Below are 25841 nucleotides of genomic sequence, written 5' to 3' on the forward strand. Positions count from 1 at the left end.
GTGGCCGCCCTCGCGGCCGTAAGCCTTCAAGCAAGAGGCCGCTCTCACAGCCTTATATGGTCACGCGGCCGCCTTCACAGCCGAAAGTCGTTCCGATCGGCGCCACGCGACCAGCCCGGGCAGGCCGAACAGCACCTCCCGCGCGCGGCGGACCAGCGCCGTGGTCAGCGCCGGGGCCGGCGGCACGCCGACCAGCGCCGACACCGCCACCACCGCACCCTCCTGGACGCCGATGGCGCCGGGCAGCATGAAGCCGGCGTTGCGCAGGACCTGCGCCAGGCTTTCGATGATCAGGGCGTCGGTCAGCGACACCGGGTGGCCGAGCAGGGCCAGCACCCCGGCGATCTCCACCGCCCCCAGCATCCAGGCCGCGCTGTGCAGCAGCACGGCGGCGGCCAGCGCCTTCTTGTCCTCGTGCAGGCGCAGCACCGCCTCCTGGAAATCGGCGATCCAGGTCGGCTTCAGCGCCGGCCAGCGGCGCGACAGGCGGTTCAGCAGCGCCTCCAGCGGACGCAGCGGCAGCCGGCGCTGCAAGGCGACCATGGCGATCACGCTGGCCGCGGCGATGCCCAGTCCGGTGATGGCGAAGCCGGTCAGCCCGCCCTCCCCGTTGCCGCCGTCGCGGGTCAGCAGCAGGCCGAAGCCGGCGAGCGTGACGAACAGCTGCGACACCGCCTCCATCGTCAGGTCGACGGTCGCGGTCGCCCCGGCGACGCTGCCCGGCACGCCCTGGCGCGCCACAAGGCGCGCCGTCGCCGCCTGCCCGACCAAGGCCCCGGCCGGCAGAAGCGCGTTCGCCGCTTCCCGGTACCAGCGCAGCGCGGTCATGGCGAGGATGGACGGGCGCGGCTCGACGTTGATCAGAACCCGCCAGGCGAGCCCCGTCAGGATGATCTGCGGCAGGTGGACGGCGGCGGAGATGGCCAGCGCGGCGGGAAGGTCGGTCAGCACCCGGCCGATCCCGGACAGGTCGTCGCGGTTCAGCAGGACGATGGCGAGCAGCGCCAGGACGCCCAGGAGCGTCCCGTTCAGCAGGCCGCGCCGCAGCGTGCGCGCGTCCGCGTCCCCGGAAGCGATTCGAGTCGCCTCCCCCTGGTCGTCGATGCCCTCCCGCTTGCCTTCGACGGCGCGGCTGGCGTTGGCGGCCGGTGTTCCGTGCAGCAAAACGAGTCTTCTCCCCTCCGGTACGGTCCGTCGCCCGATACGATCGTCCATCATGGTCGCCGGAGCGCCCTGCACGGTGGTTCCAGGGAACCGGGCAGCCCGGCGTAACCCGGCCGCACCGCGGCCGGTGGGACAAGTATCGTACGGTACGCTACGCTCCGCCACCCCCAAACCGCCATTTGGGCAGCGACCCAAACCAAGGTCTGGGTCCAGCGCCGCACTCATGAACGCGATTTCATGGAAGGGGATACGCCGGCCGGCTGTTGGTTGCGGTGTCGCCGGCGCTTCGATCCCGCGCCCGGCAGCGCCACCGACTCCGGAAGGGAGCACAGGACCATGAAGAACCGCATTACCGCCGTAGCCGCCCTGATGATGCTCGTCAGCCCGATGGCCTACGCCGCCAACTCCGGTTCCATCACCAGCCCGCAAGCCGGCGCCGTAACGTCGGGGCCGGGCGTGTCCGACCAGACGACGACGGGTTCGACGGCCACCACCCAGGGCACCGCGACCCGCCAGCACCACGCCAAGGCCGGCAGCTTCCAGGCGATGGACACCAACCACGACGGCATGGTGGACCAGCAGGAATGGAAGGCGGCCGGGCGCAAGGATGCGTCCTTCACCCGAATCGACGCCGACCACAGCGGCACCCTGACCCAGGCGGAGGTCAAGACCTACCGCACCGCCCACGCCCAGACGACCCGCAAGCACAGCCAGAGCGCGGCGCCCACCAACATGGGCTCGGCCACTTCGGGCGCATCCCAGCAATAACCGAAAGCAAAAGCCCGCCCGACGAAAGCCCCCGCCGGCCCCGCGGCGGGGGCTTTTCGTTGCCGGAGGCGTCAGCGCCGCCGGCCCAGGAGGAAGCCGGTCAGCGCGCAGCAGAGCGCGATGACGATCACCCGGACCGGAGTCGGGTCGTAGCTGACCACGGCGACCAGAACCCCAAGGGCGCCCACCATCGCGATCGCACCGGTCACTCCACGCATGGTCCCGCCACCGACTCCGTTGCCGAATCAACCGCCGCGCCATCAAGCGCCCCGCACCGCCCGGCCGGGAACGGCGGGCCGGGGGCGGTGATCCATGGACCCGACGGCGTATGCACTTCGGACGTATTCCACGCCCCGGCGACGCCCCCAAAACTTCTGCGTGTTACAAAATCGACACGAAACATATACTCCGGTATGCAGCCTTACAGCGAATTTTTATAAAGTCGCTCGCAAAATCGTAATGTGTCTGTATTGTAATAGCACGCCTACGAACGACCGCCCCACGCGGAAGCCGCCATGACGTCGACACGCAGCCCAGCGCCCCCCGCGCCCAACGATCCGGCCATCCGGGCCATCGCCGCCTTGCGCAAGCACAGCCGCGACTGCCGGAGCATCGAGACGCGCCAGTATCTGGTGGCGGTGGAGCGGCGCATGGTCCAGCTCATCGATCTCGGCTTCCACACGCAGGCCGAGCATGACGGTCCCTCCTGCCTGGCCGCGGAATGAGCCGTGACAAACCTGCGACAAGCGACCGCGGGCGCGGCGGTGCAATGTTGCGCCGCTGAAACGCAGCGCGGTTGATCTGAAACAAGGCAGACACACGCCGCTGGTATAAGCCTTTGCGAATGCAATTGACGCGAGGCGAAGACGGCATATGGCGCCGCCGGAGGATCAGTACGGCAAACCGAAGGAACCATCCCTTTACCGGGAACCGCTTCACAGCCGCGTCCGACGGGTGCACCAGCGGGCCACGGCCCTGCTCAGCGAAGCGCTCGCTCCCTTCGGCCTGACACCGCCGCAGTGGGCCGCGCTGGTCGCGCTTCAGCAGTCCGGCCCGATGTCGCAGATCGACCTCGGCCGCAGCATCGCCATGGACCCGGCCACCATGCAGGGGGTCGTCGTCCGGCTGATCTCCCGCGGCTTCGTCGTGCGCGGCCCCGACCTCCACGACCGGCGCCGGAACCTCGTCAGCCTCGTCCAGCCGGGTCAGGAGGTGCTGGCCGCCGCCGCCCCCGCCGTCGCCAAGGCGGAGCGTGACCTCGCCGCGCGGCTGTCGGCGGACGAACAGGACCGCTTGCTGGACCTGCTGTCGCGTCTCGCCTCCTGATCGCCTTCCGATAGGGGCCTTCCCCCACCCTTCCTATCCTGCTGTCGCGACGGCCTCAGCCCAGGCCGGCGGCCCTACCCCATCGGGGTGCGGCCAAAGGTCCGATGCGACACAAGTTATGCACACGCACCGGAACGCCACGCTTGACTCTCACAGTGTTGCTTTTTTGTTTCTTGGGCAGTGAACAGCCCTTGAAAGACCGCGGGAACGCGTGGAAACAGGCCATTTTTCACGCGCCTAATTTTTAGGCAAATCGACAGACTCCGCGGAGAATCCGCATCGCGGGCGCGTTGCTCCCGGATTCGCCCACAGAGTTACCCACAGGTTCTGGGGATATCCGTTATCGCGTTCCCCAACGCGCACCCCGGATCACCGCGCCACGCGCCAACGCCCGTCCGGGTCGAGGCAGGCGGTGCCGCGCAGCGGCACGATCCGCCCGTCGATGGACCCGCGCGTCTGGAACTCTCGGCACGTGCGCCCGCCCGGCGCGAGGAAGGTTGGGGATGTCGCGGTCGCGGGGGGCAGGGCCGGCACCACCACGACCGCCGGCGGCGCGTAGCGGTAGGGGTAAGGGTACCGGTAGGGGTACGGGTAGCCGAAGGTCAGCGGCAGGGACAGGCTGAACCCGAAGCGGGTGCCGCCGTGCCATCCGCCTCCCCAGCCGTGGCCTCCCCAGCCGTGTCCTCTCCAACCATGGCCGCCCCAGCCGTGCCCTCCCCAGCCATGGCCACCCCAGCCGCCGCCATAGCCATACCCGCCACGCCCGCCCCAGCCGCCGGCCTGGGCCGGCAGCGTCAGCGACAGCAACGCGATGGCAAGGACCAGGACCGCGCGCGGTCCGAAGACCTGGATTCCGGTGAAGCGCAGCATCGCACACCTCCCCCATGGCCACGAGGGTCGTGGCTCATAGGGGAAAGATGGCGTCGGATCGCCCGGTCGTCGGATCGGCCGAACGGCTCATGTCCGTTCGGGGATGCCGCGTCTCACATGGACGCGCGGACGACCTGCGCGCGGGCGGTTCCGCTGCCCGCCGGGTTGCCCGCCTGGCCGGCGGTGGCGCCGTTGGCCGGGGCGTTCACGGTCCGCGGGCGGGCGCTGGACGACTGGGTCGGCAGCGGGTTGCCCGCGGGCACCGGGCGGACGGGCTTCGGCGGCTCCAGGCGCTTGGGCGTCGAGGCCGTGCCGGCCGTGGCCGGCGGCAGCGACGACGGGGCCGCGGACGGGGCCGAAGACGGGGGGTTGGACGGCTGCGACGCGGTGGGGATGTCGTCGTAGATGCCCGGGTGCACGCGCACCGTGCCCTCCGGCTCCACCATGGCGGTCCAGTAGACGAAGCGGACGGGCACCGCGGTCGGCAGGGAGACGGTCTTGGTCTTGCCGGTCTCCATCTGGCGGTCGATGGCGGCCGGGTCCATCTTCGCCGCGCGCAGCAGCAGCTCCGCCACCATGCGGGCGTCGGCGAGGCGGACGCAGCCGGAGCTGGCGGCGCGCATGTCGCGCTCGAACAGCTTCGGGTCGTTGGTGCCGTGCAGGAAGATGCTCTCGCCGTTGGTCAGGTTGAAGCGGAAGCGGCCCAGCGCGTTGTCGTCGCCCGGCCTCTGCACGATGCGGATGCGCTCCGGCGACACCGACCACCAGTTGATGCTTTCCGGCGCGACCTCGACCCCGTCCAGATAGACGATGGCGTCCTTGATGCCGGGGTTCCCCTTCTTGCGCAGGTTCGGCAGCTTGTCCTGCGCCATCACGGTCGGCGGCACGGTCCAGGTCGGGTTGATGGTGACGCTGACCACCCGGTCCTGCAGCAGCGGCGTCTGGCGGGACGGCCGGCCGACCACCGCGCGCATGGTGAAGACGAGCTTGCCGCGCTCGATGTAGGTGACGGTCTGGCTCGGCAGGTTGACGAACAGGACGGTGTCGGGGACGGACGCCTGCACGGCGCGCATGGACGTCGCGGCGCCGCGCATCAGCGAGGCCGCTTCCTTCGGCGTGCGGTCGAGCGCCTGGCGCGTCGCCTCGCCGACCTTGCCGTCGGGCATCAGCCCCTCGGCCACCTGGAAGGCGCGCACGGCCGTCTCCAGCGTGTCGTCGAAGCTGTCGGTCCACTGCTCCTGCGTCAGGAAGCCCAGCTCGATCAGTCGGGTGGCGAGGCGTCCGACGCGGTCGGCGCTCTTCGCCCGCACCGTCAGCATGAGCGGCGCCGGCGGCGGCAGCGGCGGCAGCATTTCCAAAGGCGCCGTTGCTGGCGCCGACGCGGAGTCGCCATCGCCCGCCGCGACGGCGGGGGCAGCCGGGGTCGCGGCGGGAGCCGGCACCGGAACCACGGCGGCCGGCTTGTCCGCAGGCTGGTCGGCCGGCTTATCGGCGGGCTGGTCGGTCGGCTGGACCGGGCCGGGTGCGACCACCTCCACCATGCCGCCGTCGCCCTTCTTCAGGACCATGCCGTAGCCGATCCTGGTCTGCTTCACGCGGGGGGCGGCGTCCAGTTCCCCCGCGCGCTGGTCGAGCCGCGCGATCCAGGACCCGACGACGTCCCGCGCCGCTGTCGATTGGGGCGCGGCCTGCGCGGCCGCCTGCGCGGTACGCCCCGGCACCGACAGCAGTCCGGCAAGGAGGCACACGGCCATCCCAGCCTTCAGCGACGGCCGAGCGTCGAAGCGGAAACGGTTCAGCATTGGCAAAGCACCCCATGCGGCGGTGAACAGGCGGCTGACGAAACATCTGCGGAAAACGCGACACGATGCCACGGCTCGCCCTTGGGACGGAGCGCCGCATCCCTGCGCTTTCGGAGTACGACATCTGACGTCGCAGGCTGTGAGACTCAAGTGACATCACGTGGACTGAGGCTTGCGTGCCACAATGTGCACAGCAGCGTTGCGCCCGTGACACATGACCCTAAGGCATACGGACATTTGTTGCGCATTATCGTCCCGTTTCAGTCCCTTCCGAAGATTCGACACATTTTTTGTTAACGGCTTCCGGCATACAGGAAGCGACCACCTTTCGATCTGGTCGCCAATATGCCGCGTTCGCCGTACGGTTTCGCCCTGCCGCTGCTCCTGTCGCTTGCGGTCGCCGCTCCCCTGACCCTTAACCCTGCCGATGCCGTCGCCGCGACGGCGAAGCACGCGCCGGCGAAGACGGCCAAGGCGAAGGCGCACAGCGCCAAGGCCGCCAAGGTGCAGCCCAAGGGCCATGCCAAGGCCCACCGGGCCGGCCGCAAGCACGCCGTCGCCCGCGCCGCGCGCGCCGGCAGCGTCTTCCGCCCGGTGCACGCCCACATCCTGATGGACGCGCACAGCGGCCGCGTGATCGAGGCGGAGAACGCGGACGTCGTCACCTACCCCGCGTCGCTGACCAAGATGATGACCCTGCTGCTGACCTTCGAGGCGATCGACCGCGGCAGCCTGCGACTCGACCAGGACCTGCCGGTGTCGCGCCACGCGGTGAACCAGAAGCCGTCGCGCCTGGGCGTCGTCCCCGGCGGTACCATCCGGGTCGAGGACGCCATCCTGGCGCTGACCGTGAAGTCGGCCAACGACGTCGCCGTCGTGCTGGGCGAGGCGCTGGGCGGCAGCGAGGCGAACTTCGCCGAGATGATGACGGCGAAGGCCCGCGCGATCGGCATGACCAACACCACCTTCCGCAACGCCTCCGGCCTGCCGAATAAGGAACAGCGGACCACCGCGCGCGACATGGCCAAGCTGGCCCGCGCCGTCGTCAGCCTGCCGCCGCAGGAATACGCCTACTTCTCGCGCCAGCGGTTCGAATGGAACGGCACGGTGGTGCCCGGCCACAACCGCCTGTTCGGCAAGGTGGAAGGTTACGACGGCATCAAGACCGGCTTCGTCAACCTCAGCGGCTTCAACCTCGCCGGCAGCGCCAGCCGCAACGGCCAGCGCATGATCGCCGTGGTCCTGGGCGGCGAGACCGCCAAGTCCCGCGACCACGAGGTCGCCGAGCTGCTGGAGAAGGGCTTCAAGACCACCGGCAAGCAGACCGTCGCCACCACCGACGGCAAGGCCAACTGACCCCATCCCCCGCCCGCCCCATACATCCGTAACGTCATTGTCATGGTTCTGGCGTAGACAGTGCGCTAGTTACGGGTAACGCTGGAGGCGAACGGCCGCGAACGACGGCCGGCGCCGACCATGGAAGGGACGGGAGAGACATGAGGACAACCTTTTCGGCGATCGGGGCGGCCTTCGGCGCCGCGCTCGGCGCGTTGCTGCTCGGGATGCCTGCCCAGGCGGCGGACTCCCTGTCGGGCAAGCTGGTGCTCTACACCTCGCAGCTGGAGGCCGACGCCAAGCAGACGGTGGAGGCCTTCAAGGCCAGGAACCCCGGCGTCGAGGTGGAGTGGATCCGCAGCGGCACGACCGAGCTGATGAACAAGCTGCGGGCGGAGATCGCCGCCGGGAGCCCGCAGGCCGACCTGCTGCTGATCGCCGACGCCGTGACCATGGAGTCGCTGAAGGCCGAAAAGCGCCTGCTGCCCTTCGCGGACGCGCCCGTCCAGGGCTACCGCCCCGGCACGCACGACCCCGACGGCACCTGGTTCGGCACCAAGCTGATCACCACCGGCATCGCCTACAACACCGCCGCCCCCTTGAAGCCGGCCTCCTGGCTCGACCTGCTGAAGCCGGAGGCCAAGGGGACGACCGTGATGCCCAGCCCGCTCTACTCGGGTGCGGCCGCCATCCACATGGCCGCGGTGAAGGCCCAGCCCAGCCTGGGCATGGCCTGGTACGAGAAGATGCAGGCCAACGGCGCCACCGCGGCCAAGGGCAACGGCGGCATCCTGAAGTCGGTCGCCAGCGGCGAGAAGCTGTACGGCGTGATCGTCGACTACCTGCCGATCCGCGAGCAGCTGAAGGGCGCGCCCGTCGCCTTCGTCTTCCCCAAGGAGGGCGTCAGCGCGGTGACGGAGCCGGTCGGCATCCTGAACACGACGAAGAACCCGGCGGCGGCCAAGGCGTTCGTGTCCTTCCTGCTGAGCAAGGATGGGCAGGAGCTGGCCTCCAAGCAGGGATTCCTGCCGGCGCTGCCCGGCGTGAAGCCGCCGGAGGGCTTCCCCGACCCGGCCGGCATCACGATCCTGCCCTATGAGCCGGCCAAGGCGTTGAAGGACGACGAGGACAACAAGAAGGACTTCGCCGACCTGTTCGGCGGCTGAGCATGTCCGTCACCACCCTTTCCGAGCGTCCGCCGGCCCGGACTGCCGGCCTGTTCCCCCGTCCGGGCATCCCGCTGCTGATGGCGCTGGTCGGGCTGGTCGTCCTGCTGCCGGTGCTGCGCCTGGCCTGGGAGGTCGCCGGGCCGGCGCTGGCCGGCGACCTGAAGGCGCTGACCCGCGTGCTGAACGCGCCGATGACGTGGCGGGCCACCGGCAACAGCCTCGCCATCGCCGGCGGGGCGACGCTGGTCGCGGCACTGCTCGGCGGCCCCTTCGCGCTGCTCGCCGGGCTGACCGACCTGCGCGGCAAGACGGCGCTGTCCTTCTGCCTGATCCTGCCGCTGATGATCCCGCCGCAGATCGTGGCGCTGTCCTGGATCCACCTGACCGGCGCCGGCAGCCCGCTGCTGAAGCCGCTGGGCCTCGCCCCGCCGCCCGGCACGCCAAACCCGGTCTATTCCTCCGCCGGGATGATCCTGGTCATGGGGATCGAGCACGCGCCGCTGGTCTTCCTAGCCTTGCGCGCCGCCTTCCGCGCGGTGCCGCGCGACCTGGTGGAGGCCGCCCAGGCCTCCGGCGCGCGGCGCTGGCGCATCCTGCGCACCGTGGTGCTGCCGCTCAGCCTGCCCGGCCTCGCCGCCGGGGTGGCGCTGGCCTTTGTGGCGGCGCTGGGCAACTTCGGCGTGCCGGCGCTGCTGGGCATCCCCGCGGGGGTGCCGGTGCTGCCGACGCTGATCTACCGCCGCCTGTCCGGCTTCGGCCCGTCGGTCCTGCCGGAGGTCGCGGTGCTGGCCGTGCTGATCGGCGCCATCGCCTGCGTCGGCATCGCAGCACAACTGGTGCTCCAGGCGCGGATCGACGCGCGGGTGATCGGCGGCTCGGCGCCCACCGCGGTGCTGCCGCTCGGCCGCGCCCGGCGCCCGCTGGAGTTGCTGTGCTGGACCGTGGTGGCCCTGGTGCTCGCCGCCCCGCTGGCCGCGCTGGTCTCCACCAGCCTGGTGCGCGTCTACGGCCTGCCGCTGGGGGCGGAGACGGCGACCCTGGCCCATTACGCGACCGTCCTGGGGCTCGACCAGGTGGGCCGCGCCTTTGCCAACTCCCTGCTGCTGTCGGGGGTGACGGCGGTGCTGCTGACGGCGGCGGCGATCCCCATCGCCCACGCCATGGCCGACCGGCGCGGCCCCGGCAGCCGCTTCGTCCGCGCCGTCGGCGTCTTGGTCGAGCTGCCAAACGCGGTGCCCGGCGTCGTGCTGGCCATCGGCTGCATCCTGGTCTTCCTGAAGCCGCTGCCATTGCTGGGGATCAGCCTCTACGGCTCGCTCGGCATCATCCTGGTCGCCTATCTGGCGCGCTTCCTGTCGCTGGCGCTGCGCCCGGCCCAGGCAGCCTGCGTGGCGCTCGACCCGGCGATGGAGGAGGCGGCGCGCGCCTGCGGAGCCGGCCGGCTGCGGCGGCTGCGCACCATCGTGGCGCCTCTGGTCGCCCCGGCCGCGGCGGCCGGCGGCGTTCTGGTCTTCCTGACCGCCTTCAACGAGCTGACCGTCTCCATCCTGCTGTGGTCGCAGGGGCGGGAGACGCTGGGCGTCGTGGTCTACGCGCTGGAGGAAGGCGGCAGCCCGACGCTGGCCGCCGCGCTCAGCACCGTGACCATCGGCGTGGTCGTGGCGGTGATGCTGGCCGTCGGCCGCCTGGGCCGCCGCCTGCCCCCGGGCATCATCCCCTGGCGGGGGTAACTCCCCTCGCCCGCCTCCGGCGGGAGAGGGGTTTGAAGCGCAATCGGCAGAAACTGCCGCCCGCCGCGCAGAATTTTCCGCCCCGGCCCAAGCTTGCCCTGATCCAACCCCTTGTTCTGCCGCAATTTCCGGTGGCGCGCTTCCTGCATCGTCATCCCGCGCGCCCGTCCCGGGTGCCGGTGGGAGGAAGGAACGATGGCGGATTTCAGCATCGGCGGCATGGCGCAGAGCCTTCAGGCGTCCATCGACGCGGCCATGAAGCGCGTGCAGGACCAGGCCAAGACCGCCACGGACGCCAAGCCCAGCGGCAAGGTCCAGGAATACGAGCAGAACGTCCGCAAGTCGTCGCTGAACGCCGCCCCCTTCGCGACCAACATCGGCACGCTGGTGAAGGACACCAGCCGCCTGAACGTCTTCAGCTCCCTGGCGGCGAACGACCCGGCGGACTTCTACAAGTTCTCCGTCACCACGAAGGGCGAGGTGGCGCTGGGCCGCGTCGGCGACAGCGACGTGCGCATCCAGCTGATGGACAAGCAGGGCAAGGTCATCGCCGACAGCAACAAGGACTCCGGTGCCGCCTACGACGCCTACAAGAACCTGGAAAAGGGATCGCAGACGCTCGACAAGGGCGACTACACGCTGCGCATCAGCCGCGACAAGGGCGTGGCGGCCAAGGACGACAAGAATTACGGCGTCCAGTTGCGCATGGGCGACTACAGCAAGGACTACGACACCGTCGCCAAGCAGCCGGCCAAGGGCGACAACCCCTTTGGCGACACGCCCAAACTCCAGAGCCTCGCCGCGATCCTGACCGGAAGCAGTTCCTCGTCGTCCTCGTCGGGCGCGCTCGGCATCCTGAACGGGACCAGCGGTTACAGCGGGCGCGGGTCGCTTCTGAACGGGCTGTTCTGAGCCCACTGTTCCGACGTGGGGTTGCCCATGCCCCCGTGGTTGCGCTAAGGGTGCGGGTATGTCGACCGAAACGCTCCTCGCCTCCACCCCGAAGCCGGATCCCCGGGTTGATCCACAAGTGCGCCGCGCCACCGCGATCGGCGGCACCGCGATCCTGCTGTGGTCCACGCTGGCGCTGCTGACCGCTCTGTCGCAGCGGATTCCGCCGTTCCAGCTGCTGGCCCTGTCCTTCGGCATCAGCTTCGTCATCTGCACGGCCGTGAACGCCGCGCGCGGCAAGGACGTGGTCGGCGCGCTGCGCCAGCCCTGGCCGGTCTGGGCGCTGGGGGTCGCGGGGCTGTTCGGCTATCACTTCTTCTATTACCTGGCCTTCTATCTGGCGCCGCAGGCGAAGATCGAGGTCAACCTGTTGAACTACCTGTGGCCGCTGCTGATCGTGCTGTTCTCGGCGCTGCTGCCGGGGGAGCGGCTGAAGCGCGGGCACATCATCGGGGCGCTGTGCGGGCTGGCCGGCACGGTGCTGATCGTCGCGGGCAACGGCCTGTCGATCCAGGCCGACGCGCTTCCGGGCTACCTGTCGGCGCTGGCCTGCGCGGTGACCTGGGCGGCCTATTCGGTGCTGTCGCGCCGGTTCGGCAACGTCCCGACGGAGGCGGTCGGCGGCTTCTGCCTTGCCACCGCGGTGCTCGCCGCCCTCTGCCACCCGATCTTCGAGACGACGGTCGTCCCCACAACGAACGAGTGGCTGGCGATGCTCGCCATGGGCATCGGGCCGGTGGGGGCTGCCTTCTTCGTGTGGGACCACGGGGTGAAGCGCGGCGACATCCGGGCGCTGGGCGTGCTGTCCTACGCGACGCCGCTGTCCTCCACCCTGTTGCTGATCCTGTTCGGGCAGGCGGTCGGCGGCTGGACCGTCTGGGCGGCCTGCGCGCTGATCATCGGCGGCGCCGTGCTGGCCAGCCGCGACGTTTTGCGCGGGTGACATAAAGAGCGCGTGAACGGGATTTCATAAGCGTTTCATGTGGTTCGGTGCTATTCGGCACGCTCGGTAACATAAAGCCCGAGGTCCGACCCGATGGCCAGCCGCATCGCCGTGATCAGCCGCTTCCTGAAGGACGTCTGGACGCTGACCCGCCCCTACTGGTCGTCGGAGGAGCGCTGGGCCGCCCGCGGCCTGCTGGCGGTCATCGTCGCGCTGAACCTGGGCGTCGTCTTCATCACCGTCCAGCTGACCGAGGTCAACGGCGACATCTTCAACGCCCTCCAGGAAAAGGACCAGGGCGCCTTCGTCCACCAGCTGCTGCTGTTCGGCGGGCTGGCGCTGGCCTACATCGCGGTGGCTGTGTACCGGCTGTACCTGAACCAGATGCTGCAGATCCGCTGGCGCCGCTGGCTGACGGAGCGCTACCTCGGCGACTGGATGGCCGGCCAGACCTATTATCGGCTGCAGGTCACCGGCAACGGCACCGACAACCCCGACCAGCGAATCGCCGAGGATCTGCGCGGCTTCGTGCAGCTGACGCTCAGCCTGACGCTGGGCTTCCTGACCAACCTCGTCACGCTGATCTCCTTCCTGGCGATGCTGTGGAGCCTGTCCGGCTCCCTGACCGTGCCGCTGTTCGGGATGGAGGTCGCCATCCCCGGCTACATGGTCTGGGTCGCCCTGCTCTACGCCGTCGGCGGCACGTGGCTGGCGCACAAGATCGGCCGTCCGCTGGCCCGGCTGAACTTCGACCAGCAGCGCTACGAGGCTGACTTCCGCTTCGCGCTGGTCCGCCTGCGCGAGAACGCGGAGAGCATCGCCCTCCAGGGCGGCGAGGCGCAGGAGCGGCGTCGTTTCACCGAACGTTTCGCCCGCGTCGTGGACAACTGGTGGTCCATCATGCGCACGCAGAAGGGGCTGGTCTGGTTCACCTCCGCCTACGGGCAGGTGGCGATCATCTTCCCGCTGCTGGTCGCCGCCCCGCGCTACTTCTCCGGCGCCGTGCCGCTGGGCGCGCTGATGCAGACCTCCCAGGCCTTCGGGCAGGTGCAGGAGGCGCTGTCCTGGTTCATCGACGGCTACGTCAGCCTGACCGACTGGCACGCCACCACCAGCCGCCTGATCGGCTTCCACCGCGCGGTGGAAGAGCTGCGGGAAACCACCCGGACCGCGCCGCAGATCGCCCGCGCCGCCGGACCCGACGCCGCCCTGCGGGTGGAGGATCTGGATCTTGCCCTGCCGCAGGATCCGGCGCCGCTGCTGCGCGCCGACCTGACGGTGCAGCCGGGGGAGCGCGTTCTGGTCACCGGCGCCTCGGGCTCCGGCAAGAGCACGCTGTTCCGCGCCGTAGCCGGCATCTGGCCCTTCGGCCGGGGCCGCGTCGGCCTGCCGAGCGGGGCCGAGGCGATGTTCCTGCCGCAGAAGCCCTACATGCCCATCGGCTCCTTGCGCGCCGCCGTCACCTACCCTTCCGCCCCCGACGCCTTCGCGGGCGAGGCGGTGCGCGAGGCGCTGGAGGCGGTCGGCCTGCCCGCGCTGGCCGACCGGCTGGACGAGGACGACCATTGGGCGCAGCGCCTGTCCGGCGGCGAGCAGCAGCGCGTCGCTTTCGCCCGCGCCCTGCTGCACAAGCCCGACTGGCTGTTCCTGGACGAGGCGACCTCCGCCTGCGACCCGGAGACGGAAGCGCGGCTCTACACCCTGCTGGCGGAGCGGCTGCCCGGCACCACCGTCCTCAGCATCGGCCACCGCACCAGCCTGACCGCCTTCCACGACCGGCGGGTCGAGGTGCGCCGCGGCGAGGATGGCGTGGGCGTGCTGCGGGCGGTTCAGGAGGCGGTGGGGTGAGATTGGGGGAGTGCCGGAGTTGGGCCCCCACCCTAACCCTCCCCCACCTTCGGCGAGGGAGGGAACTCCGCCGCTCGACGCTTAAAGCCCTCCCCCGCGAAGTGGGGGAGGGTTGGGTGGGGGCCCAGTGCGACCACTTACCCCCACCCCACACCAATCACGCCGCCAAAAAGTCCTTCAGCGCCGTCACGACCTCGCGCATCTCGGCTTCGGTGCCGATGCTGACGCGCAGGCAGCTGGGCAGGCCGTAGGCGGGCATCTGGCGGACCAGGATGCCGCGGCCCTTCAGGAACTGGCGGGCCGCCTCGGCGTCGTCCTTGCCGGGCGTCTGGCCGGCGAAGTCCACCAGGATGAAGTTGGTCACGCTGGGGTGGATGGTCAGGCCGAGCGCCGTCACCTCGCCCGCAAACCACTCCCGCCACTGGGTGTTGTGGGCGCGGGAGCGTTCGATGAAGTCCGTGTCGCCGATCGCCGCGACGCCGGCCGCCTGGGCGGCGGCGGACACGTTGAAGGGGCCGCGCACGCGGTTCAGCACGTCGGCGATCCCCGCCGGGCAGTAGGCCCAGCCGAGCCGCAGCGAGCCCAGCGCGTAGATCTTCGAGAAGGTCCGCGCCATCACCACGTTGGGGAAGCGGTCCACCAGATCCTGGCCGGCCGAATAGTCGTTGTGGTTCATGTACTCGGCGTAGGCCGCGTCGATGACCAGGACGACGTTCGAGGGCAGGCCGGCGTGCAGCCGGGCCATCTCCTCGGCGGTGATGTAGGTGCCGGTCGGGTTGTTCGGGTTGGCGACGAAGACCAGCTTGGTGCGCGGCGTCACGTGGGCGAGCAGCGCGTCCACGTCGGTGGTCAGGTTCGTCTCCGGCGCCTGCACCGGGGTGGCGCCGACCGACTTGGCGCCGATCGGGTACATCAGGAAGCCGTGCTGCGAGTACAGCACCTCGTCCCCCGGCCCGGCGTAGGCGCGGATGAGCAGGCTGATCAGCTCGTCGGAGCCGGCGCCGCAGACGATCCGCTCCGCGTCCAGGCCGTAGCGCCCGGCGATGGCCTTGCGCAGCGCGGACGCGCCGCCGTCGGGGTAGCGGTGCAGCTCCGCCGCGGCGCGCTGGTACGCCTCCACGGCTTTCGGGCTGGGGCCGAGCGCGCCTTCGTTGGAGGCGAGGCGGATGTGGCCCGCGTGCTCGCCGCCGACGTAAGCGGCGATATCGAGGATTCCCGGGCGGGGCACCGGGCCGTTCGGCTGGGTCATGTCAGGTCTCAGACCTTGCGGGCGTCGTGGGAGAGGTGGAGCGGGACGGCGTAGCCGCCCACGATGTTGACCCGCACCGGGATCTCCGCCAGCCGTTCGGCGAAGGCGGACAGGCGCGGGTCGGCGTGATCGACGAAATCGGCGATCTCGACCAGATGCAGCGACGGGCCGGACGGGTCCTTGGCGTGCCAGGTGCAGAAGCCGGTCGGGGCCAGCCCGCTGTGCTCCAGGTGGTCCTTCAGCCGGCCGCGGCTGAGGTCGTGGCCCAGCTCGATCGCCAGCAGCGTGCGGTCGTCGCCGGTCGGCTCGTGCGGGACCAGCGCGATGGCCAGCGCGTCGCGGTCCTCCCCGCGGGCGTTGCCGCGCCCGCCGAAGGGCAGCCGCGCCACGACCCGCGGCGTGCGCGCGTCCGACGACAGCAGGAAGCGCCACCAGGGGTCGGCGTCGTCCTCCGCCGGATAGGGCACCACGCCGACGGTGGCCGTGCCCTCCGACACCGCGCGGATGGCGGCGGCCGGGGTGTTGACGGCGGTCATGGACACGAAGCTGCCGAAATGGTCGCGCGCCACGTCCCAGAAGCCGCGCCGTTCCTCCGGCGCGTAGACGGCGACGGCGAAGGGCCCCTGGATCCGGGTCAGCGCCGTGATCATCTCCCGCCACATGCGGACGACCGCGGCGGCCGGGAAGGATCCGGCGTGGCGCGCCATCAGGCGGCGCAGGATCACCGCCTCCCTCGCCGGGCGCAGGAAGATCGGCGGGGCTGCCGCAACGGCCCCATTCTGGTCGTCGAGCTGCGCCTTCACGGCGCCGATTCGCTCGACCACCGCCGCGCGGCGCATCAGCAGGTCGTGGATCGCATCATCGATGTGATCGATCTCGCGGCGCAGGTCATCGAGCGGGGACTTGGGCGCAGGCATGGGGCGGGAAACCATCGAATCCAAAGCCGGATAGTAGTAGTCCGCACGCTCCCTAAAATCAAAGAAAACGTTGACACCTTCTCTCCCCGCTCCGTAGCTATACGCTCCCGTTTTCCAGAGGCCTTGCGAACCGCCATGCCCGCGTCGAATCCAGCTGTCGCCTTGCCAGCCGACGCCGCCGCCCTGCCCGGATATCGCGTCACGCTCGGCGTGGACCGCCCGATGCGGCTGGACAGCGGGGCGGAGTTGGGACCCTTCCAGGTCGCCTACCAGACCTACGGCACGCTCAACGCCGACCGCTCCAACGCGGTCCTGGTCTGCCACGCTCTGACCGGCGACCATTACGTGCTGGACCAGCACCCGATCACCGGCAAGCCCGGCTGGTGGGAGATGCTGGTCGGCCCCGGCCGGCCGGTCGACACCGACCGCTACTTCGTCATCTGCTCCAACGTCATCGGCGGCTGCATGGGCTCCACCGGCCCGAAGGAGATCGACCCGGCGACCGGCCGGCCCTATGGCCTGGGATTCCCGGTCATCACCATCGGCGACATGGTGCGCGCGCAGAAGCTGCTTATCGACCATCTGGGGATCGAGAAGCTGTTCTGCGTGATCGGCGGCTCCATGGGCGGCATGCAGGTGCTGCAGTGGGCGGTCGCCTACCCCGAATCGGTCTTCGCGGCGGTGCCCATCGCCACGGCGGCGCGCCATTCGGCGCAGAACATCGCCTTCCACGAGGTCGGGCGCCAGGCCATCATGGCCGACCCGGACTGGCGCGGCGGCAACTACCTGCTGGAGGACACGCGGCCGCACCGCGGGCTGGCGGTGGCGCGCATGGCCGCGCACATCACCTACCTGTCGGAGCCGGCGCTGCACCGCAAGTTCGGCCGCAACCTGCAGAACCGGCAGAGCGTCACCTACGGATTCGACGCCGATTTCCAGGTGGAAAGCTACCTGCGCCACCAGGGCATCACCTTCGTGGAGCGGTTCGACGCCAACTCCTACCTCTACATCACGCGGGCGATGGACTATTTCGACCTCGCCGCGGACTATGGCGGCGGGACGCTGTCCAACGCCTTCCGGGTGGACGGGCGCGGCACGCCGGTGCGCTTCTGCCTGGCCAGCTTCACCAGCGACTGGCTGTTCCCGACGCCCGAGTCGCGGGCCATCGTGCACGCGCTGAACGCGGTGGCGGCCAACGTCAGCTTCGTGGAGATCCGGACGGACAAGGGCCACGACGCCTTCCTGCTGGACGAGCCGGAATTCCACCAGGTCATCCGCGGCTTCCTGGAAGGCTGCGCGGAGCACCGCGGCCTGACCGCCCGCCGGCAACCCCGCTGAGAGAAGGCCGGATCCCATGAGCCCTCCCCTGGACGACGGAATCGACGGCGGAACGTCCCCTCGCGCCGGTGCCGGCAACGGCGCTGTGGGCGGCATCCGCTTCGACCTGAAGCTGATCGCCGACATGGTGGAACCGGGCAGCCGCGTGCTGGACGTCGGTTGCGGCGACGGCGCCCTGCTGGCCTATCTGGCCCGCCACAAGGGCGTGGACGGGCGCGGCATCGAACTCAGCATGGACGGCGTGCACCGCTGCGTGACGCAGGGGCTGTCGGTGATCCAGGGCGACGCCGAGACGGACCTGAAGGACTATCCGGCCGAGGCCTTCGACTACGTCATCCTCAGCCAGACGCTCCAGGCCATGCGGGAACCGCGGACGGTCCTGCAAAGCCTGACGCGCATCGGCCGGCGCGCCATCGTGTCGGTGCCCAACTTCGGCTACTGGCGCATCCGGCTGCAATTGCTGCTGACCGGGCGCATGCCGGTGACGGAGAAGCTGGGCTACCAGTGGTGGGAGACGCCCAACATCCATTTCTGCACGATCAAGGACCTGGTGTCCCTGACCGAGGAGATGGGGCTGACCATCGAACGCTGCCTGATCGTCAACCGCGCCGGCCGCATCACCGGCCACGCCCATTCCGGCTTCGCCAACCTGCTGGGCGAACAGGGCGTTTTCCTGCTGCGGCGGACCTGATCCCGGTTTAGTCGCCGCCTTTGGTGCAACCCTATGCCCGTCGGCGGTGTTTAGGGGGCAGGGTCCGTCCAACGGGAGCTTTGCACCATGCGTTTCAACGCCGCCGCTTTGGCCGCCGCTTTGGCCGTTTCGGCCGCCGCCCTTTTGTCGGCGACCGCGGCGCCCGCCCAGACCACCAGCCCGGCCCCAGAGGGCACGACCGCCCAGCAGGGGGCTCCCGGCGCGTCCCAGTCCCCGCTGATGACCGCCCCCCGCCCGGACGACAAGCCGACGACCGACCCGACCGCCTCGCAATCGGGCGTCAGCGGCTCGGCCCCATCGGACGAGATGAAGCGGATGGAGGCCCCGGCCGGCTCGGCCGCCGGCACCACGCCCGGGACCTCCCCCTCCGTCGCCGCCATCCCCGGCCCGATCGACCCGGAGCACGCCCGCGCCCTGATCGGTCAGGAACTGCGCAGCCGCGACGGCCAGGTGGCCGGCACGATCAAGGACTTCGCGCTCGACGACGCGGGCGACGCGATCACCCGCATCGTCCTGACCCCGGACGACGACGTCGGCACGCCGAAGAAGATGGTCTCCGTCCCCATCAGCATGCTGCAGATGGAGGTCCCCGGCCCGGCCGCCCCCGGCGTCGAGCTGTCCCGCCCGCCGCTGCTGAACCTGCCCGCCAAGGAACTCGCCAACGCGCCGGAATTCACCTACAGCGCGGACGTGAAGACCGTGGGCGGCAAGCCGTAAGTTCGTAATTCGTAGGTTGGGTGGAGCGCAGCGCAACCCAACACACGCCGCCGTGCCGACGATGTTGGGTTGCGCTGCGCTCCACCCAACCTACGCGTCTACGATTCTACGGTTCGATGTCCTTCAGCAGGTCCAGCACCAGCCGCTCGCCGTCCGGCCACGGCCCATGGCCGGACTCCGTGTTGATGTGACCCAGGTCGCCGGCCTCGATGAAGTCGGCGCCCCAGCCCACGGCGAAGCCGCAGGCGCGGCCGACGCTGCAATAGGGGTCGGTGCGGCTGGCGAGCACCACGGTGCGGAAGGGCAGCGGGTCGGTCGGCACCGGCCCGAAGCCGTGGACCTCCGGCGGCGTCAGGGCGGGCGACTCGACGTCCGGCGGAGCGACCAAAAGCGCGGCGGCGATCTTGTCCGCCGATCCGGTCTCCGCACCGCGCGCGGCCCAGTGGGCAACCAGGATGCAGGAGAGGCTGTGCGCGATCAGCACCACGGGGGCGCTGGACGCCGCGACCGCACGCTCCAGCGTTTCCACCCAATCGGCGAGGACCGGCGCGTCCCAGTCGGCCTGCTCCACCCGGCGGAAGGACGGGTGCCGCCCCTGAAGCCAGCTTTGCCAATGCTCCGGCCCGGAATTGCCGAGGCCGGGGAGAATCAGGACGGTCGCCGCCATGTCGTCTCAATCCCGCTGTTCGCTGTCGTGTGCATCGTAGCGGAACGCAGCGCTGGAACAACAAGGGTCAGGCCGGATCCGGGCGCTGCGGGTCCTCCGACACGCGCCAGGCGCCGGACCCCGCCGGGCGGCGGGCCGGGGCGGTGCCGCCGGGCAGCGGGACGATCAGCCGGCGTTTCGCCGGCTGCGTCTTGCGCGCCACGCCGGCAAAGATCTGCTTGGACGCCTCGATCATCGTCACGCCGGCGAAGGCCTTGAACCAGTGCTCCCCCACCTCTTCCCAGGCCGGCGCGGTCTTCAGCAGGAAGCGGGAGCGCAGCGGCGGAATGAACAAGGCGTGGCCGGTGCGTTCCGGCACGAACATGGTGTCGCGCAGCACCTGCTTCAGCTGCGAGGCGGAATAGGGGAAGCCGTGGCCGAAGGGCGTCCAGTCGGCGCGCGCCCACAGGCCGCGGCGGTTCGGCACCACGGCCAGCACGCGCCCGCCGCCGGCCAGCACGCGCCAGATCTCCCGCATCATGGGGCGCAGTTGCTCCGTCCCCTCCAGCCCGTGGACGAGCAGGACGCGGTCCACCGACATGTCGCCGAGCGGCAGGTCCGCCTCGTCGCCCAGCGCGACCAGCCCCGGCCCCTCCGGCGGCCAGAAGGTCACGCCCTGGGTGGCCGGCATGATGGAGATCACGCGCTCCGCCTCTTCCCGGAAGGGGCGCAGGTAGGGCGTCGTGTAGCCGACCCCCAGCACGATCTGCCCGCGCAGGTCCGGCCAGATCATGCGGATGCGCCGGCGGATCATCCGCCGCGCCGCCTGGCCCAGGCTGGACTCGTAGAATTCCCGGAGATCGACGATATCGGTGTACATGGTCCCCCGAGATTATCACATTTCCAAGACGGAGAGGCGTTCGGCCATGGAGATCCACCTCGTTCCCGCTTTTTCCGACAACTACATCTACCTGCTGCGCGATCCGTCCAGCGGTGCGGTCGGTGTCGTTGACCCAGGCGACGCCAACCCGGTGATCGAGGCGCTGGACCGCCGCGGCTGGACGCTCACCCACATCTTCAACACCCACCACCACAATGATCACGTCGGCGGCAACCATGTCCTGAAGACTCGCACCGGCGCGACCGTGATCGGTGCGCGCGCCGACGTGGCCCGCATACCGGATATGGAGACGTGCCTGGGCGAAGGCGAGACCATATCGTTCGGATCCCAGACGGCGCGGGTGCTTTTCGTGCCCGGCCACACCTCCGGCCACATCGCCTTCTGGTTTCCCGAGGCCAAGGCGGTCTTCTGCGGCGACACGCTCTTCGCGCTCGGCTGCGGGCGCCTGTTCGAGGGCACGCCGGCCCAGATGTGGTCGTCGCTGACCAAGCTGCGCGCCCTGCCGGACGACACGGCCGTCTATTGCGGCCACGAATACACCCTGTCCAACGCCCGCTTCGCCGTCACCATCGAGCCGGACAACCAGGACCTTCAGGCCCGCGCCACGGAGATCACCGCCAAGCGGGAGCGCGGCGAGCCGACCATCCCCACGACCATTGGGGAAGAGAAGCGCACCAACCCCTTCCTGCGCGCCGACCGGCCGGAGGTCCAGGCCGCGGTCGGCATGGCGGGGGCCGACCCGGTGGAGGTTTTTGCCGAAATCCGCCGCCGGAAGGACAATTTCTGATCGACGCCGGCGCCAACCGCGTTACCCTGCCGCCACCCGAACGGGAGGAGAAGGAAGAGATGAAGCTGCGCTGGAGCCCGACGTCGCCCTACGTCCGCAAGGTCATGATGGTGGCGATCGAATGCGGGCTGGAATCGGCCATCGAGAAGCAAACGACGAACGCCTGGGCGCCGGACACCGACCTGCCGACGGACAACCCGCTGGGCAAGGTTCCGGCCCTGGTGCTGGAGGACGGCACGACCCTGTTCGACAGCCCGGTGATCGCCGAGTATCTGGACACGCTGCACGACGGCCCGCGCCTGTTCCCGCCGACCGGCCCGGCGCGCTGGGCGGCGCTGCGCCAGCAGGCGCTCGCCGACGGCATCTGCGACGCCGCCATCCTGCGCCGGCTGGAGGCCCAGCGCCCGGACGGCGAGAAGTCCCCGAACTGGATGGAGCGGCAGCGCCGCGCCGTCACCCGCACGCTCGACGTGCTGGAGGCGGAGGCCGCCGGGCTGGGCGACACGCCGACCATCGGCACGCTGGCCGTGCTGGTCGCGCTCGGCTACCTGGACTTCCGCTTCGGCCACGAGGACTGGCGGGAAGGCCGCCCGGCGCTGGCCCGCTGGTTCGAGTCCATGTCGGCCCGCGACAGCTACCGCCGCACCGAGCCGCCGCCCGCGTGACAGTGACCGGCATGCCCGAACCGCTGACGCCCGAACGGATCATCGACCTGCTGGGCATGACGCCCCACCCGGAAGGCGGCCACTATGTGGAAACCTACCGGGACGCCCCGCCGGGCGGCGGGCGCGGTGTGAAGACGGGCATCTTCTTCCTGCTCCGCGCCGGCGAGCGCTCGCACTGGCACCGGGTGGACGCGGTGGAGATGTGGCACTGGCACGCCGGCGGCGCGCTGGAACTGTCCATCTCCGAGGACGGGCGGTCGGTCGACCGCCTGATCCTGGGCATGGACCTGGCGGCCGGCCAGCGCCCGCAAGGCGTCGTGCCCGCCCACACCTGGCAGGCGGCCCGCCCGCTGGACGGCCCAACCGGCGGCTGGGTCCTGGTCGGCTGCACCGTCTCCCCCGCCTTCGAGTTCGCCGGCTTCGAAATGGCCCCGGAGGGCTGGGAGCCGGGGTGAGGGGTGTAAGTGGTCGCGCTGGGCCCCCACCCAACCCTCCCCCACTTCGCGGGGGAGGGCTTTACGGGTCTTGCGGCGGCAGTTCCCTCCCCCGTCGAAGATGGGGGAGGGTTAGGGTGGGGGCCCAGCGCGACCACTCACCCCCATCACATTCCTACACCCCAACCAACTCAAACCTATCCACATCCACCAGCCCGCGATCCGTGATCTTCAGATGCGGAATCACCGGAAGCGGGAGGAAGGCCAGTTGCAGGAAGGGCTCGGCCAGCGGGCAGCCCATCTCCCGCACGGACGCCCGCAGGGTGCGCAACCGGCGCTCCACGCTCTCGAAGGGCTCCAGGCTCATCAGGCCGGCCAGAGGCAGGGCGAGTTCCCCCACCACCCGGCCGTTGCGCACGGCGACGAAGCCACCCTGAAGTTCGATCAGGCGGTTGACCGCGATGGCCATGTCCGCGTCGCTGGCCCCCACCACGCAGACATTATGGCTGTCATGCCCGACCGAGGAGGCCAGCGCGCCTTCCTTGAAATCGAACCCCTGGGCGAAGCCGCGGCCGACGTTGCGGTTCGTGCCATGGCGGGCGAAGACGCAGATCTTCAGGATGTCGCGCTCCGGGTCGGCGACGAGGTTGCCGCCCTTCGAGGGCACCTCCAGCCGCCGGTGCTCCGTGATGATCTTGCCCGGCAGCACGCCGATGACCGATTGGACGGACCCGCCGCCCGGCACCGCGAAATCCTCCGCCGTCACCGGGTCGAGCTTCACGGAGTTCAGCCCCACCGGCTCCACCGCCGGGCGGCCGGCGAAGCTGTCCTCCGTCACCACCCGGCCGCCGCGGATGACGCGGTTGATGGCGCAACTCTCCAAATCGTCCAGCAGCACGAGGTCGGCGCGCTGCCCCGGCGCCACCACGCCGCGGTCGAACAGGCCGAAGCCGCGCGCCGCCGACCAGGTCGCCGCGCGATAGACGTGGGCCACCGGCGCGCCGAGCCGAATGGCGCTGCGGATCAGGTGGTCCATGTGTCCCTCCTCGGCGATGTCGAGGGGGTTGCGGTCGTCGGTGCAGAAGCCCAGGAAGGGGGAGGTCTCCGGCTGGATCACCGGGGCCAGCGCGTGCACGTCCTTCGACACCGACCCGTCGCGGATCAGCACCTGCATGCCCTTGCGCAGCTTCTCCATCGCCTCCGGCACGCTGGTCGTCTCGTGGCAGTTGCGGATGCCGCAGGAGAGGTAGGCGTTCAGCTCCCGCCCGCTCAGCAGCGGGGCGTGGCCGTCGATGTGCCGTCCATCAAACGCCGCCAGCTTGTCCAGCACGCCGTCCACCTTGTGGAAGACGCCGGGGAAGTTCATGAACTCCGCCAGCCCCAGCACCTTCGGGTGGTCCTTGTGGCGATTGAGGTCCGGCGCCTCCAGCCGCGCGCCGGATGTCTCCAGTTCCGTCGCCGGCACGCAGGAGGACAGCTGCACCCGCAGGTCCATCACCGTCCCGCCGGCGCTGTCGAGGAAGTAGCGCAGCCCAGCCTCGCCCAGCACATTGCAGATCTCGTGGGGGTCGCAGATCGCCGTGGTGGTGCCGCGCGGCAGGACGCAGCGGTCGAACTCCTGCGGGGTGACGCAGGTGGATTCGCAATGGACGTGGGTGTCGATGAAGCCAGGCACGACGGTCAGGCCGCGCCCGTCGATCTCCTCCACCCCGTCGTAGGATTCATAGGTGCCGACGATCCGGTCGCCGCAGACGGCGACGTCGCCCTCGGCGATCTCGCCGGTCACGACGTTCAGGAAGCGGGTGTTCTTGATGACCAGATCGGCCTTGGCCTCGCCCAGCGCCTGCCCGATGCGCCGTTTCAGTTCGTCCCGGCTGACCGTCATGCCCCGCCCCCTCCTGGTTTCAGAGTCTGAAGGTGGAGGGCGGCGGAGCCTGCTTCAATCGGGTTTTCCGTAACTCTTGGTGACGGCGCGGCTCCAGTCCTTGCCGTCGCAGGCGGGCTTTTCCACCGACTGGACCAGAGCCAGCGCGGCGCCCTCCACCCGGTAGCGCCACTTCACGCCGCAGTCGCCCGCCCCACGCGCCAGTTCGAACAGTTCCACCACGTCGCCCTTCACCGACGGGGCGCCGAGCGGAACGGCCTGCGGGTCGAGCCGGCGCTTGCCCTGCTCCACCACCTCCACCGCCAGCCGCGCGGCGGTCCCCTTGGCCTTGTCGACCACGAAGGGCGTGGTGGAGCACTGGTAGGCGCCGCAGTCCTGCGCGACCGCGACGAACAACCGCCCGTCCGGCAGAGCCCCGGCGTAGGTGAAGCCGGCGTAGCGCTCGTAGGGCGACATCACCTCCGCCTCGCCGCCAGCACCAGGGACGGGCGGGTCGGGGAAGAGGCTGGTCAGGACATAGGCGACGAAGGCGATTTCCTCCTCCGCTCCCGGGCCGGCCTCGGCCAGCGGGTCGATGGGCTGGGCCTTGGCCAGCGCCGCCGGCAGGATGCGCGGCCCGGCCTTCGCGATGACCGCGCGCAGCCGCTGGTCGTAGAGCGTCACCAGAGCCGCCCGTCCATCGTTTCCATTGGCTTCATTCGCCGCTTTGTAGGCCCGCGCGCGCTCCAGCAGCCAGCGCACCTGGTCGCCCTTCAGCGACGCCGCCTGCTCCGCCGGCAGGCCGTCCAGCGCCATCCGGTAGGCCCGGTCGAGCAGCCGGTCCATGGCCGACAGGGTCGCGTCGGCGCACACCGCCTTCTCAGCCGGCTGGGATGCCTTCGCGCAGTCGAAGCTCGGCGGCTGCGCGGCCACAGCGGGCGCCGTCAGCGGCAAGAGGAGGAGAACGGCGACGAGGGTCTGGCGCATGGCGGTCTGGCCGAAGTCGGTCTGGGACTAGGGGTGCCCACCCTACCCCTCGCCGTCCGGCCCGGCCAAACTTTTCCGCAGCGTGAAAATCCCCGGCGGTCATTTCCGCCCGTCGCCGTACCTCCGGCAGTCCCGCTCGTCGGTTCCGGGATCGGCCCGGCCGCCGTTGGAGGTGCGGTAGCGGGCGTCGTCGCAGCGCCCGTTGTTGGCGTAGGACCGCTGATAGCGCGACCGCTCCCAGCCGTGGCGGCCCCAACCGCCGCCCCAACCGCCGCCGCCCCACCCCCGGTCGCTCGACCCGTAATAGTCGGGATAGCCCCAGCCCCGCGGGCCCCGCCGGTAGGCCGGCTCCTCATAGCCGTAGCGATAGCCGGGCACGACGTAGCCGCTGCCATAGCCGTAACCGTAAGGCGTTCCATAGGAACCGTAGGCCGGACCGCCGTCGTAGGTGGTGACCTGGAGTTCGCTGAGGTTGCAGGCCGACAGCGCGAGCATGGCCGCGGGAAGAAGGAACCGGGCAATCGTCGGGGCGGCGGTCATGGGGCACCAGCGGGTGGGTGGCGGTTGAGCGATGCGCTCCTCACACCCCCATGAACATCCTGGCCGCAGCTTTATTCCCGGCCGGTGCCAGCCGGGGACGAGGAAAAGCGGAATATATCAAATTGTATGCGTGCTGAACAATAAGACGTTGGGCCGCCCCTCCCCCAAACGTCACGCG

At 70.2% G+C, this 25841-nt stretch carries 26 protein-coding genes; 15 read left to right on the forward strand and 11 right to left on the reverse strand.

Annotation, left to right across the window (positions count from 1 at the left end; genetic code table 11):
• Window positions 1-60: 60 nt before the first annotated feature.
• Complete coding sequence (locus J2851_RS07115) at window positions 61-1164, reverse strand: lysylphosphatidylglycerol synthase domain-containing protein (RefSeq protein ID WP_209765250.1); 1104 nt, start codon at window positions 1162-1164, stop codon at window positions 61-63.
• Window positions 1165-1500: 336 nt separating this feature from the next.
• Between J2851_RS07115 and J2851_RS07120 the strand changes: the two genes are divergently transcribed.
• Complete coding sequence (locus J2851_RS07120; protein WP_209765251.1) at window positions 1501-1932, forward strand: EF-hand domain-containing protein; 432 nt, start codon at window positions 1501-1503, stop codon at window positions 1930-1932.
• 71 nt (window positions 1933-2003) lie between these two features.
• Here J2851_RS07120 and J2851_RS07125 read toward each other — a convergent pair whose 3' ends face one another.
• On the reverse strand, window positions 2004-2150 hold the full coding sequence (locus tag J2851_RS07125) for a hypothetical protein (protein ID WP_209765252.1): 147 nt from the start codon (window positions 2148-2150) through the stop codon (window positions 2004-2006).
• A 297-nt stretch (window positions 2151-2447) separates the two neighbouring features.
• Between J2851_RS07125 and J2851_RS07130 the strand changes: the two genes are divergently transcribed.
• Window positions 2448-2657 (forward strand): hypothetical protein, encoded by a 210-nt coding sequence (locus tag J2851_RS07130; RefSeq protein WP_209765253.1) that lies wholly within the window; start codon window positions 2448-2450, stop codon window positions 2655-2657.
• Window positions 2658-2805: 148 nt separating this feature from the next.
• Window positions 2806-3258: a MarR family winged helix-turn-helix transcriptional regulator gene (locus J2851_RS07135; RefSeq protein WP_209765254.1), complete on the forward strand. Its 453-nt coding sequence runs from the start codon at window positions 2806-2808 to the stop codon at window positions 3256-3258.
• A 369-nt stretch (window positions 3259-3627) separates the two neighbouring features.
• On the opposite strand, the gene J2851_RS07140 is transcribed toward J2851_RS07135, so the two are convergent.
• Window positions 3628-4128: a hypothetical protein gene (locus tag J2851_RS07140; RefSeq protein WP_209765255.1), complete on the reverse strand. Its 501-nt coding sequence runs from the start codon at window positions 4126-4128 to the stop codon at window positions 3628-3630.
• 113 nt (window positions 4129-4241) lie between these two features.
• Complete coding sequence (locus J2851_RS07145; RefSeq protein WP_209765257.1) at window positions 4242-5930, reverse strand: L,D-transpeptidase family protein; 1689 nt, start codon at window positions 5928-5930, stop codon at window positions 4242-4244.
• A gap of 345 nt (window positions 5931-6275) precedes the next feature.
• Between J2851_RS07145 and J2851_RS07150 the strand changes: the two genes are divergently transcribed.
• The 6 genes from J2851_RS07150 to J2851_RS07175 all read left to right on the forward strand — a co-directional run bounded on the left by J2851_RS07150 (window position 6276) and on the right by J2851_RS07175 (window position 13906).
• Entirely contained in the window at window positions 6276-7286 is a 1011-nt protein-coding gene (locus J2851_RS07150) for a D-alanyl-D-alanine carboxypeptidase family protein (protein ID WP_209765260.1), read from the forward strand.
• 140 nt (window positions 7287-7426) lie between these two features.
• Window positions 7427-8431 carry an ABC transporter substrate-binding protein gene (locus tag J2851_RS07155; protein WP_209765262.1) on the forward strand — a complete coding sequence of 335 codons (1005 nt, stop codon included), beginning with the start codon at window positions 7427-7429 and terminating at the stop codon, window positions 8429-8431.
• Between the two features lie 2 nt (window positions 8432-8433).
• Window positions 8434-10164 (forward strand): ABC transporter permease, encoded by a 1731-nt coding sequence (locus tag J2851_RS07160; protein WP_209765264.1) that lies wholly within the window; start codon window positions 8434-8436, stop codon window positions 10162-10164.
• Between the two features lie 195 nt (window positions 10165-10359).
• Complete coding sequence (locus tag J2851_RS07165; protein ID WP_209765265.1) at window positions 10360-11076, forward strand: hypothetical protein; 717 nt, start codon at window positions 10360-10362, stop codon at window positions 11074-11076.
• Window positions 11077-11134: 58 nt separating this feature from the next.
• Window positions 11135-12058, forward strand: a complete 924-nt coding sequence (gene yddG / locus J2851_RS07170; protein WP_209765266.1) for an aromatic amino acid exporter YddG — start codon at window positions 11135-11137, stop codon at window positions 12056-12058.
• Between the two features lie 93 nt (window positions 12059-12151).
• Window positions 12152-13906: an ABC transporter ATP-binding protein/permease gene (locus J2851_RS07175; protein WP_209765267.1), complete on the forward strand. Its 1755-nt coding sequence runs from the start codon at window positions 12152-12154 to the stop codon at window positions 13904-13906.
• Between the two features lie 157 nt (window positions 13907-14063).
• On the opposite strand, the gene hisC is transcribed toward J2851_RS07175, so the two are convergent.
• Together hisC and J2851_RS07185 are read right to left on the reverse strand one after the other, a co-directional pair.
• Entirely contained in the window at window positions 14064-15155 is a 1092-nt protein-coding gene (gene hisC / locus J2851_RS07180) for a histidinol-phosphate transaminase (RefSeq protein ID WP_209765268.1), read from the reverse strand.
• 8 nt (window positions 15156-15163) lie between these two features.
• Entirely contained in the window at window positions 15164-16072 is a 909-nt protein-coding gene (locus J2851_RS07185; RefSeq protein ID WP_209765269.1) for a chorismate mutase, read from the reverse strand.
• A gap of 135 nt (window positions 16073-16207) precedes the next feature.
• On the opposite strand from J2851_RS07185, the gene metX reads away from it, so the two are divergent.
• From metX to J2851_RS07200, 3 genes are all read left to right on the forward strand, one after another.
• Entirely contained in the window at window positions 16208-17410 is a 1203-nt protein-coding gene (gene metX / locus J2851_RS07190; RefSeq protein ID WP_209765270.1) for a homoserine O-acetyltransferase MetX, read from the forward strand.
• Between the two features lie 124 nt (window positions 17411-17534).
• On the forward strand, window positions 17535-18101 hold the full coding sequence (gene metW, locus J2851_RS07195) for a methionine biosynthesis protein MetW (protein WP_246500501.1): 567 nt from the start codon (window positions 17535-17537) through the stop codon (window positions 18099-18101).
• A gap of 87 nt (window positions 18102-18188) precedes the next feature.
• Window positions 18189-18839, forward strand: coding sequence for a PRC-barrel domain-containing protein (locus tag J2851_RS07200; protein ID WP_209765273.1), 651 nt, complete (start codon window positions 18189-18191; stop codon window positions 18837-18839).
• Window positions 18840-18945: 106 nt separating this feature from the next.
• On the opposite strand, the gene J2851_RS07205 is transcribed toward J2851_RS07200, so the two are convergent.
• Together J2851_RS07205 and J2851_RS07210 are read right to left on the reverse strand one after the other, a co-directional pair.
• On the reverse strand, window positions 18946-19506 hold the full coding sequence (locus J2851_RS07205; RefSeq protein WP_209765275.1) for an RBBP9/YdeN family alpha/beta hydrolase: 561 nt from the start codon (window positions 19504-19506) through the stop codon (window positions 18946-18948).
• Window positions 19507-19573: 67 nt separating this feature from the next.
• A complete protein-coding gene (locus J2851_RS07210) occupies window positions 19574-20365 on the reverse strand; it encodes a class I SAM-dependent methyltransferase (protein WP_209765277.1) in 792 nt (263 codons plus the stop codon).
• Between the two features lie 46 nt (window positions 20366-20411).
• Between J2851_RS07210 and gloB the strand changes: the two genes are divergently transcribed.
• From gloB to J2851_RS07225, 3 genes are read left to right on the forward strand one after another with little or no spacing between them, the layout of a single operon-like run.
• Window positions 20412-21173, forward strand: coding sequence for a hydroxyacylglutathione hydrolase (gloB, locus tag J2851_RS07215; protein WP_209765279.1), 762 nt, complete (start codon window positions 20412-20414; stop codon window positions 21171-21173).
• Window positions 21174-21232: 59 nt separating this feature from the next.
• Entirely contained in the window at window positions 21233-21838 is a 606-nt protein-coding gene (locus J2851_RS07220; protein WP_209765281.1) for a glutathione S-transferase C-terminal domain-containing protein, read from the forward strand.
• 11 nt (window positions 21839-21849) lie between these two features.
• On the forward strand, window positions 21850-22293 hold the full coding sequence (locus tag J2851_RS07225; protein ID WP_209765283.1) for a cupin domain-containing protein: 444 nt from the start codon (window positions 21850-21852) through the stop codon (window positions 22291-22293).
• A gap of 154 nt (window positions 22294-22447) precedes the next feature.
• On the opposite strand, the gene ade is transcribed toward J2851_RS07225, so the two are convergent.
• The 3 genes from ade to J2851_RS07240 all read right to left on the reverse strand — a co-directional run bounded on the left by ade (window position 22448) and on the right by J2851_RS07240 (window position 25663).
• The gene (ade, locus tag J2851_RS07230; protein ID WP_209765285.1) at window positions 22448-24157 is read right to left on the reverse strand and encodes an adenine deaminase; all 1710 of its coding nucleotides are present in this window, start codon (window positions 24155-24157) and stop codon (window positions 22448-22450) included.
• Window positions 24158-24211: 54 nt separating this feature from the next.
• Window positions 24212-25123, reverse strand: a complete 912-nt coding sequence (locus J2851_RS07235) for a DUF1176 domain-containing protein (RefSeq protein ID WP_209765286.1) — start codon at window positions 25121-25123, stop codon at window positions 24212-24214.
• 99 nt (window positions 25124-25222) lie between these two features.
• Window positions 25223-25663 carry a hypothetical protein gene (locus J2851_RS07240; RefSeq protein ID WP_209765571.1) on the reverse strand — a complete coding sequence of 147 codons (441 nt, stop codon included), beginning with the start codon at window positions 25661-25663 and terminating at the stop codon, window positions 25223-25225.
• Window positions 25664-25841 lie beyond the last annotated feature (178 nt).

The organism is Azospirillum rugosum, assembly GCF_017876155.1.
Taxonomy (GTDB): Bacteria; Pseudomonadota; Alphaproteobacteria; order Azospirillales; family Azospirillaceae; genus Azospirillum; species Azospirillum rugosum.

Coding starts and splice junctions, on each gene's coding strand:
- J2851_RS07205 (WP_209765275.1), bottom strand. CDS start 19,506: ATGGCGGCGACCGTCCTGATTCTCCCCGGCCTCGGCAATTCCGGGCCG.
- metW (WP_246500501.1), top strand. CDS start 17,535: ATGGTGGAACCGGGCAGCCGCGTGCTGGACGTCGGTTGCGGCGACGGC.
- J2851_RS07235 (WP_209765286.1), bottom strand. CDS start 25,123: ATGCGCCAGACCCTCGTCGCCGTTCTCCTCCTCTTGCCGCTGACGGCG.
- J2851_RS07175 (WP_209765267.1), top strand. CDS start 12,152: ATGGCCAGCCGCATCGCCGTGATCAGCCGCTTCCTGAAGGACGTCTGG.
- ade (WP_209765285.1), bottom strand. CDS start 24,157: ATGACGGTCAGCCGGGACGAACTGAAACGGCGCATCGGGCAGGCGCTG.
- J2851_RS07200 (WP_209765273.1), top strand. CDS start 18,189: ATGCGTTTCAACGCCGCCGCTTTGGCCGCCGCTTTGGCCGTTTCGGCC.
- J2851_RS07165 (WP_209765265.1), top strand. CDS start 10,360: ATGGCGGATTTCAGCATCGGCGGCATGGCGCAGAGCCTTCAGGCGTCC.
- J2851_RS07220 (WP_209765281.1), top strand. CDS start 21,233: ATGAAGCTGCGCTGGAGCCCGACGTCGCCCTACGTCCGCAAGGTCATG.
- J2851_RS07140 (WP_209765255.1), bottom strand. CDS start 4,128: ATGCTGCGCTTCACCGGAATCCAGGTCTTCGGACCGCGCGCGGTCCTG.
- J2851_RS07185 (WP_209765269.1), bottom strand. CDS start 16,072: ATGCCTGCGCCCAAGTCCCCGCTCGATGACCTGCGCCGCGAGATCGAT.
- J2851_RS07240 (WP_209765571.1), bottom strand. CDS start 25,663: ATGACCGCCGCCCCGACGATTGCCCGGTTCCTTCTTCCCGCGGCCATG.
- metX (WP_209765270.1), top strand. CDS start 16,208: ATGCCCGCGTCGAATCCAGCTGTCGCCTTGCCAGCCGACGCCGCCGCC.
- J2851_RS07155 (WP_209765262.1), top strand. CDS start 7,427: ATGAGGACAACCTTTTCGGCGATCGGGGCGGCCTTCGGCGCCGCGCTC.
- J2851_RS07150 (WP_209765260.1), top strand. CDS start 6,276: ATGCCGCGTTCGCCGTACGGTTTCGCCCTGCCGCTGCTCCTGTCGCTT.
- J2851_RS07125 (WP_209765252.1), bottom strand. CDS start 2,150: ATGCGTGGAGTGACCGGTGCGATCGCGATGGTGGGCGCCCTTGGGGTT.
- J2851_RS07160 (WP_209765264.1), top strand. CDS start 8,434: ATGTCCGTCACCACCCTTTCCGAGCGTCCGCCGGCCCGGACTGCCGGC.
- yddG (WP_209765266.1), top strand. CDS start 11,135: ATGTCGACCGAAACGCTCCTCGCCTCCACCCCGAAGCCGGATCCCCGG.
- J2851_RS07135 (WP_209765254.1), top strand. CDS start 2,806: ATGGCGCCGCCGGAGGATCAGTACGGCAAACCGAAGGAACCATCCCTT.
- hisC (WP_209765268.1), bottom strand. CDS start 15,155: ATGACCCAGCCGAACGGCCCGGTGCCCCGCCCGGGAATCCTCGATATC.
- J2851_RS07120 (WP_209765251.1), top strand. CDS start 1,501: ATGAAGAACCGCATTACCGCCGTAGCCGCCCTGATGATGCTCGTCAGC.
- J2851_RS07210 (WP_209765277.1), bottom strand. CDS start 20,365: ATGTACACCGATATCGTCGATCTCCGGGAATTCTACGAGTCCAGCCTG.
- gloB (WP_209765279.1), top strand. CDS start 20,412: ATGGAGATCCACCTCGTTCCCGCTTTTTCCGACAACTACATCTACCTG.
- J2851_RS07145 (WP_209765257.1), bottom strand. CDS start 5,930: ATGCTGAACCGTTTCCGCTTCGACGCTCGGCCGTCGCTGAAGGCTGGG.
- J2851_RS07130 (WP_209765253.1), top strand. CDS start 2,448: ATGACGTCGACACGCAGCCCAGCGCCCCCCGCGCCCAACGATCCGGCC.
- J2851_RS07225 (WP_209765283.1), top strand. CDS start 21,850: ATGCCCGAACCGCTGACGCCCGAACGGATCATCGACCTGCTGGGCATG.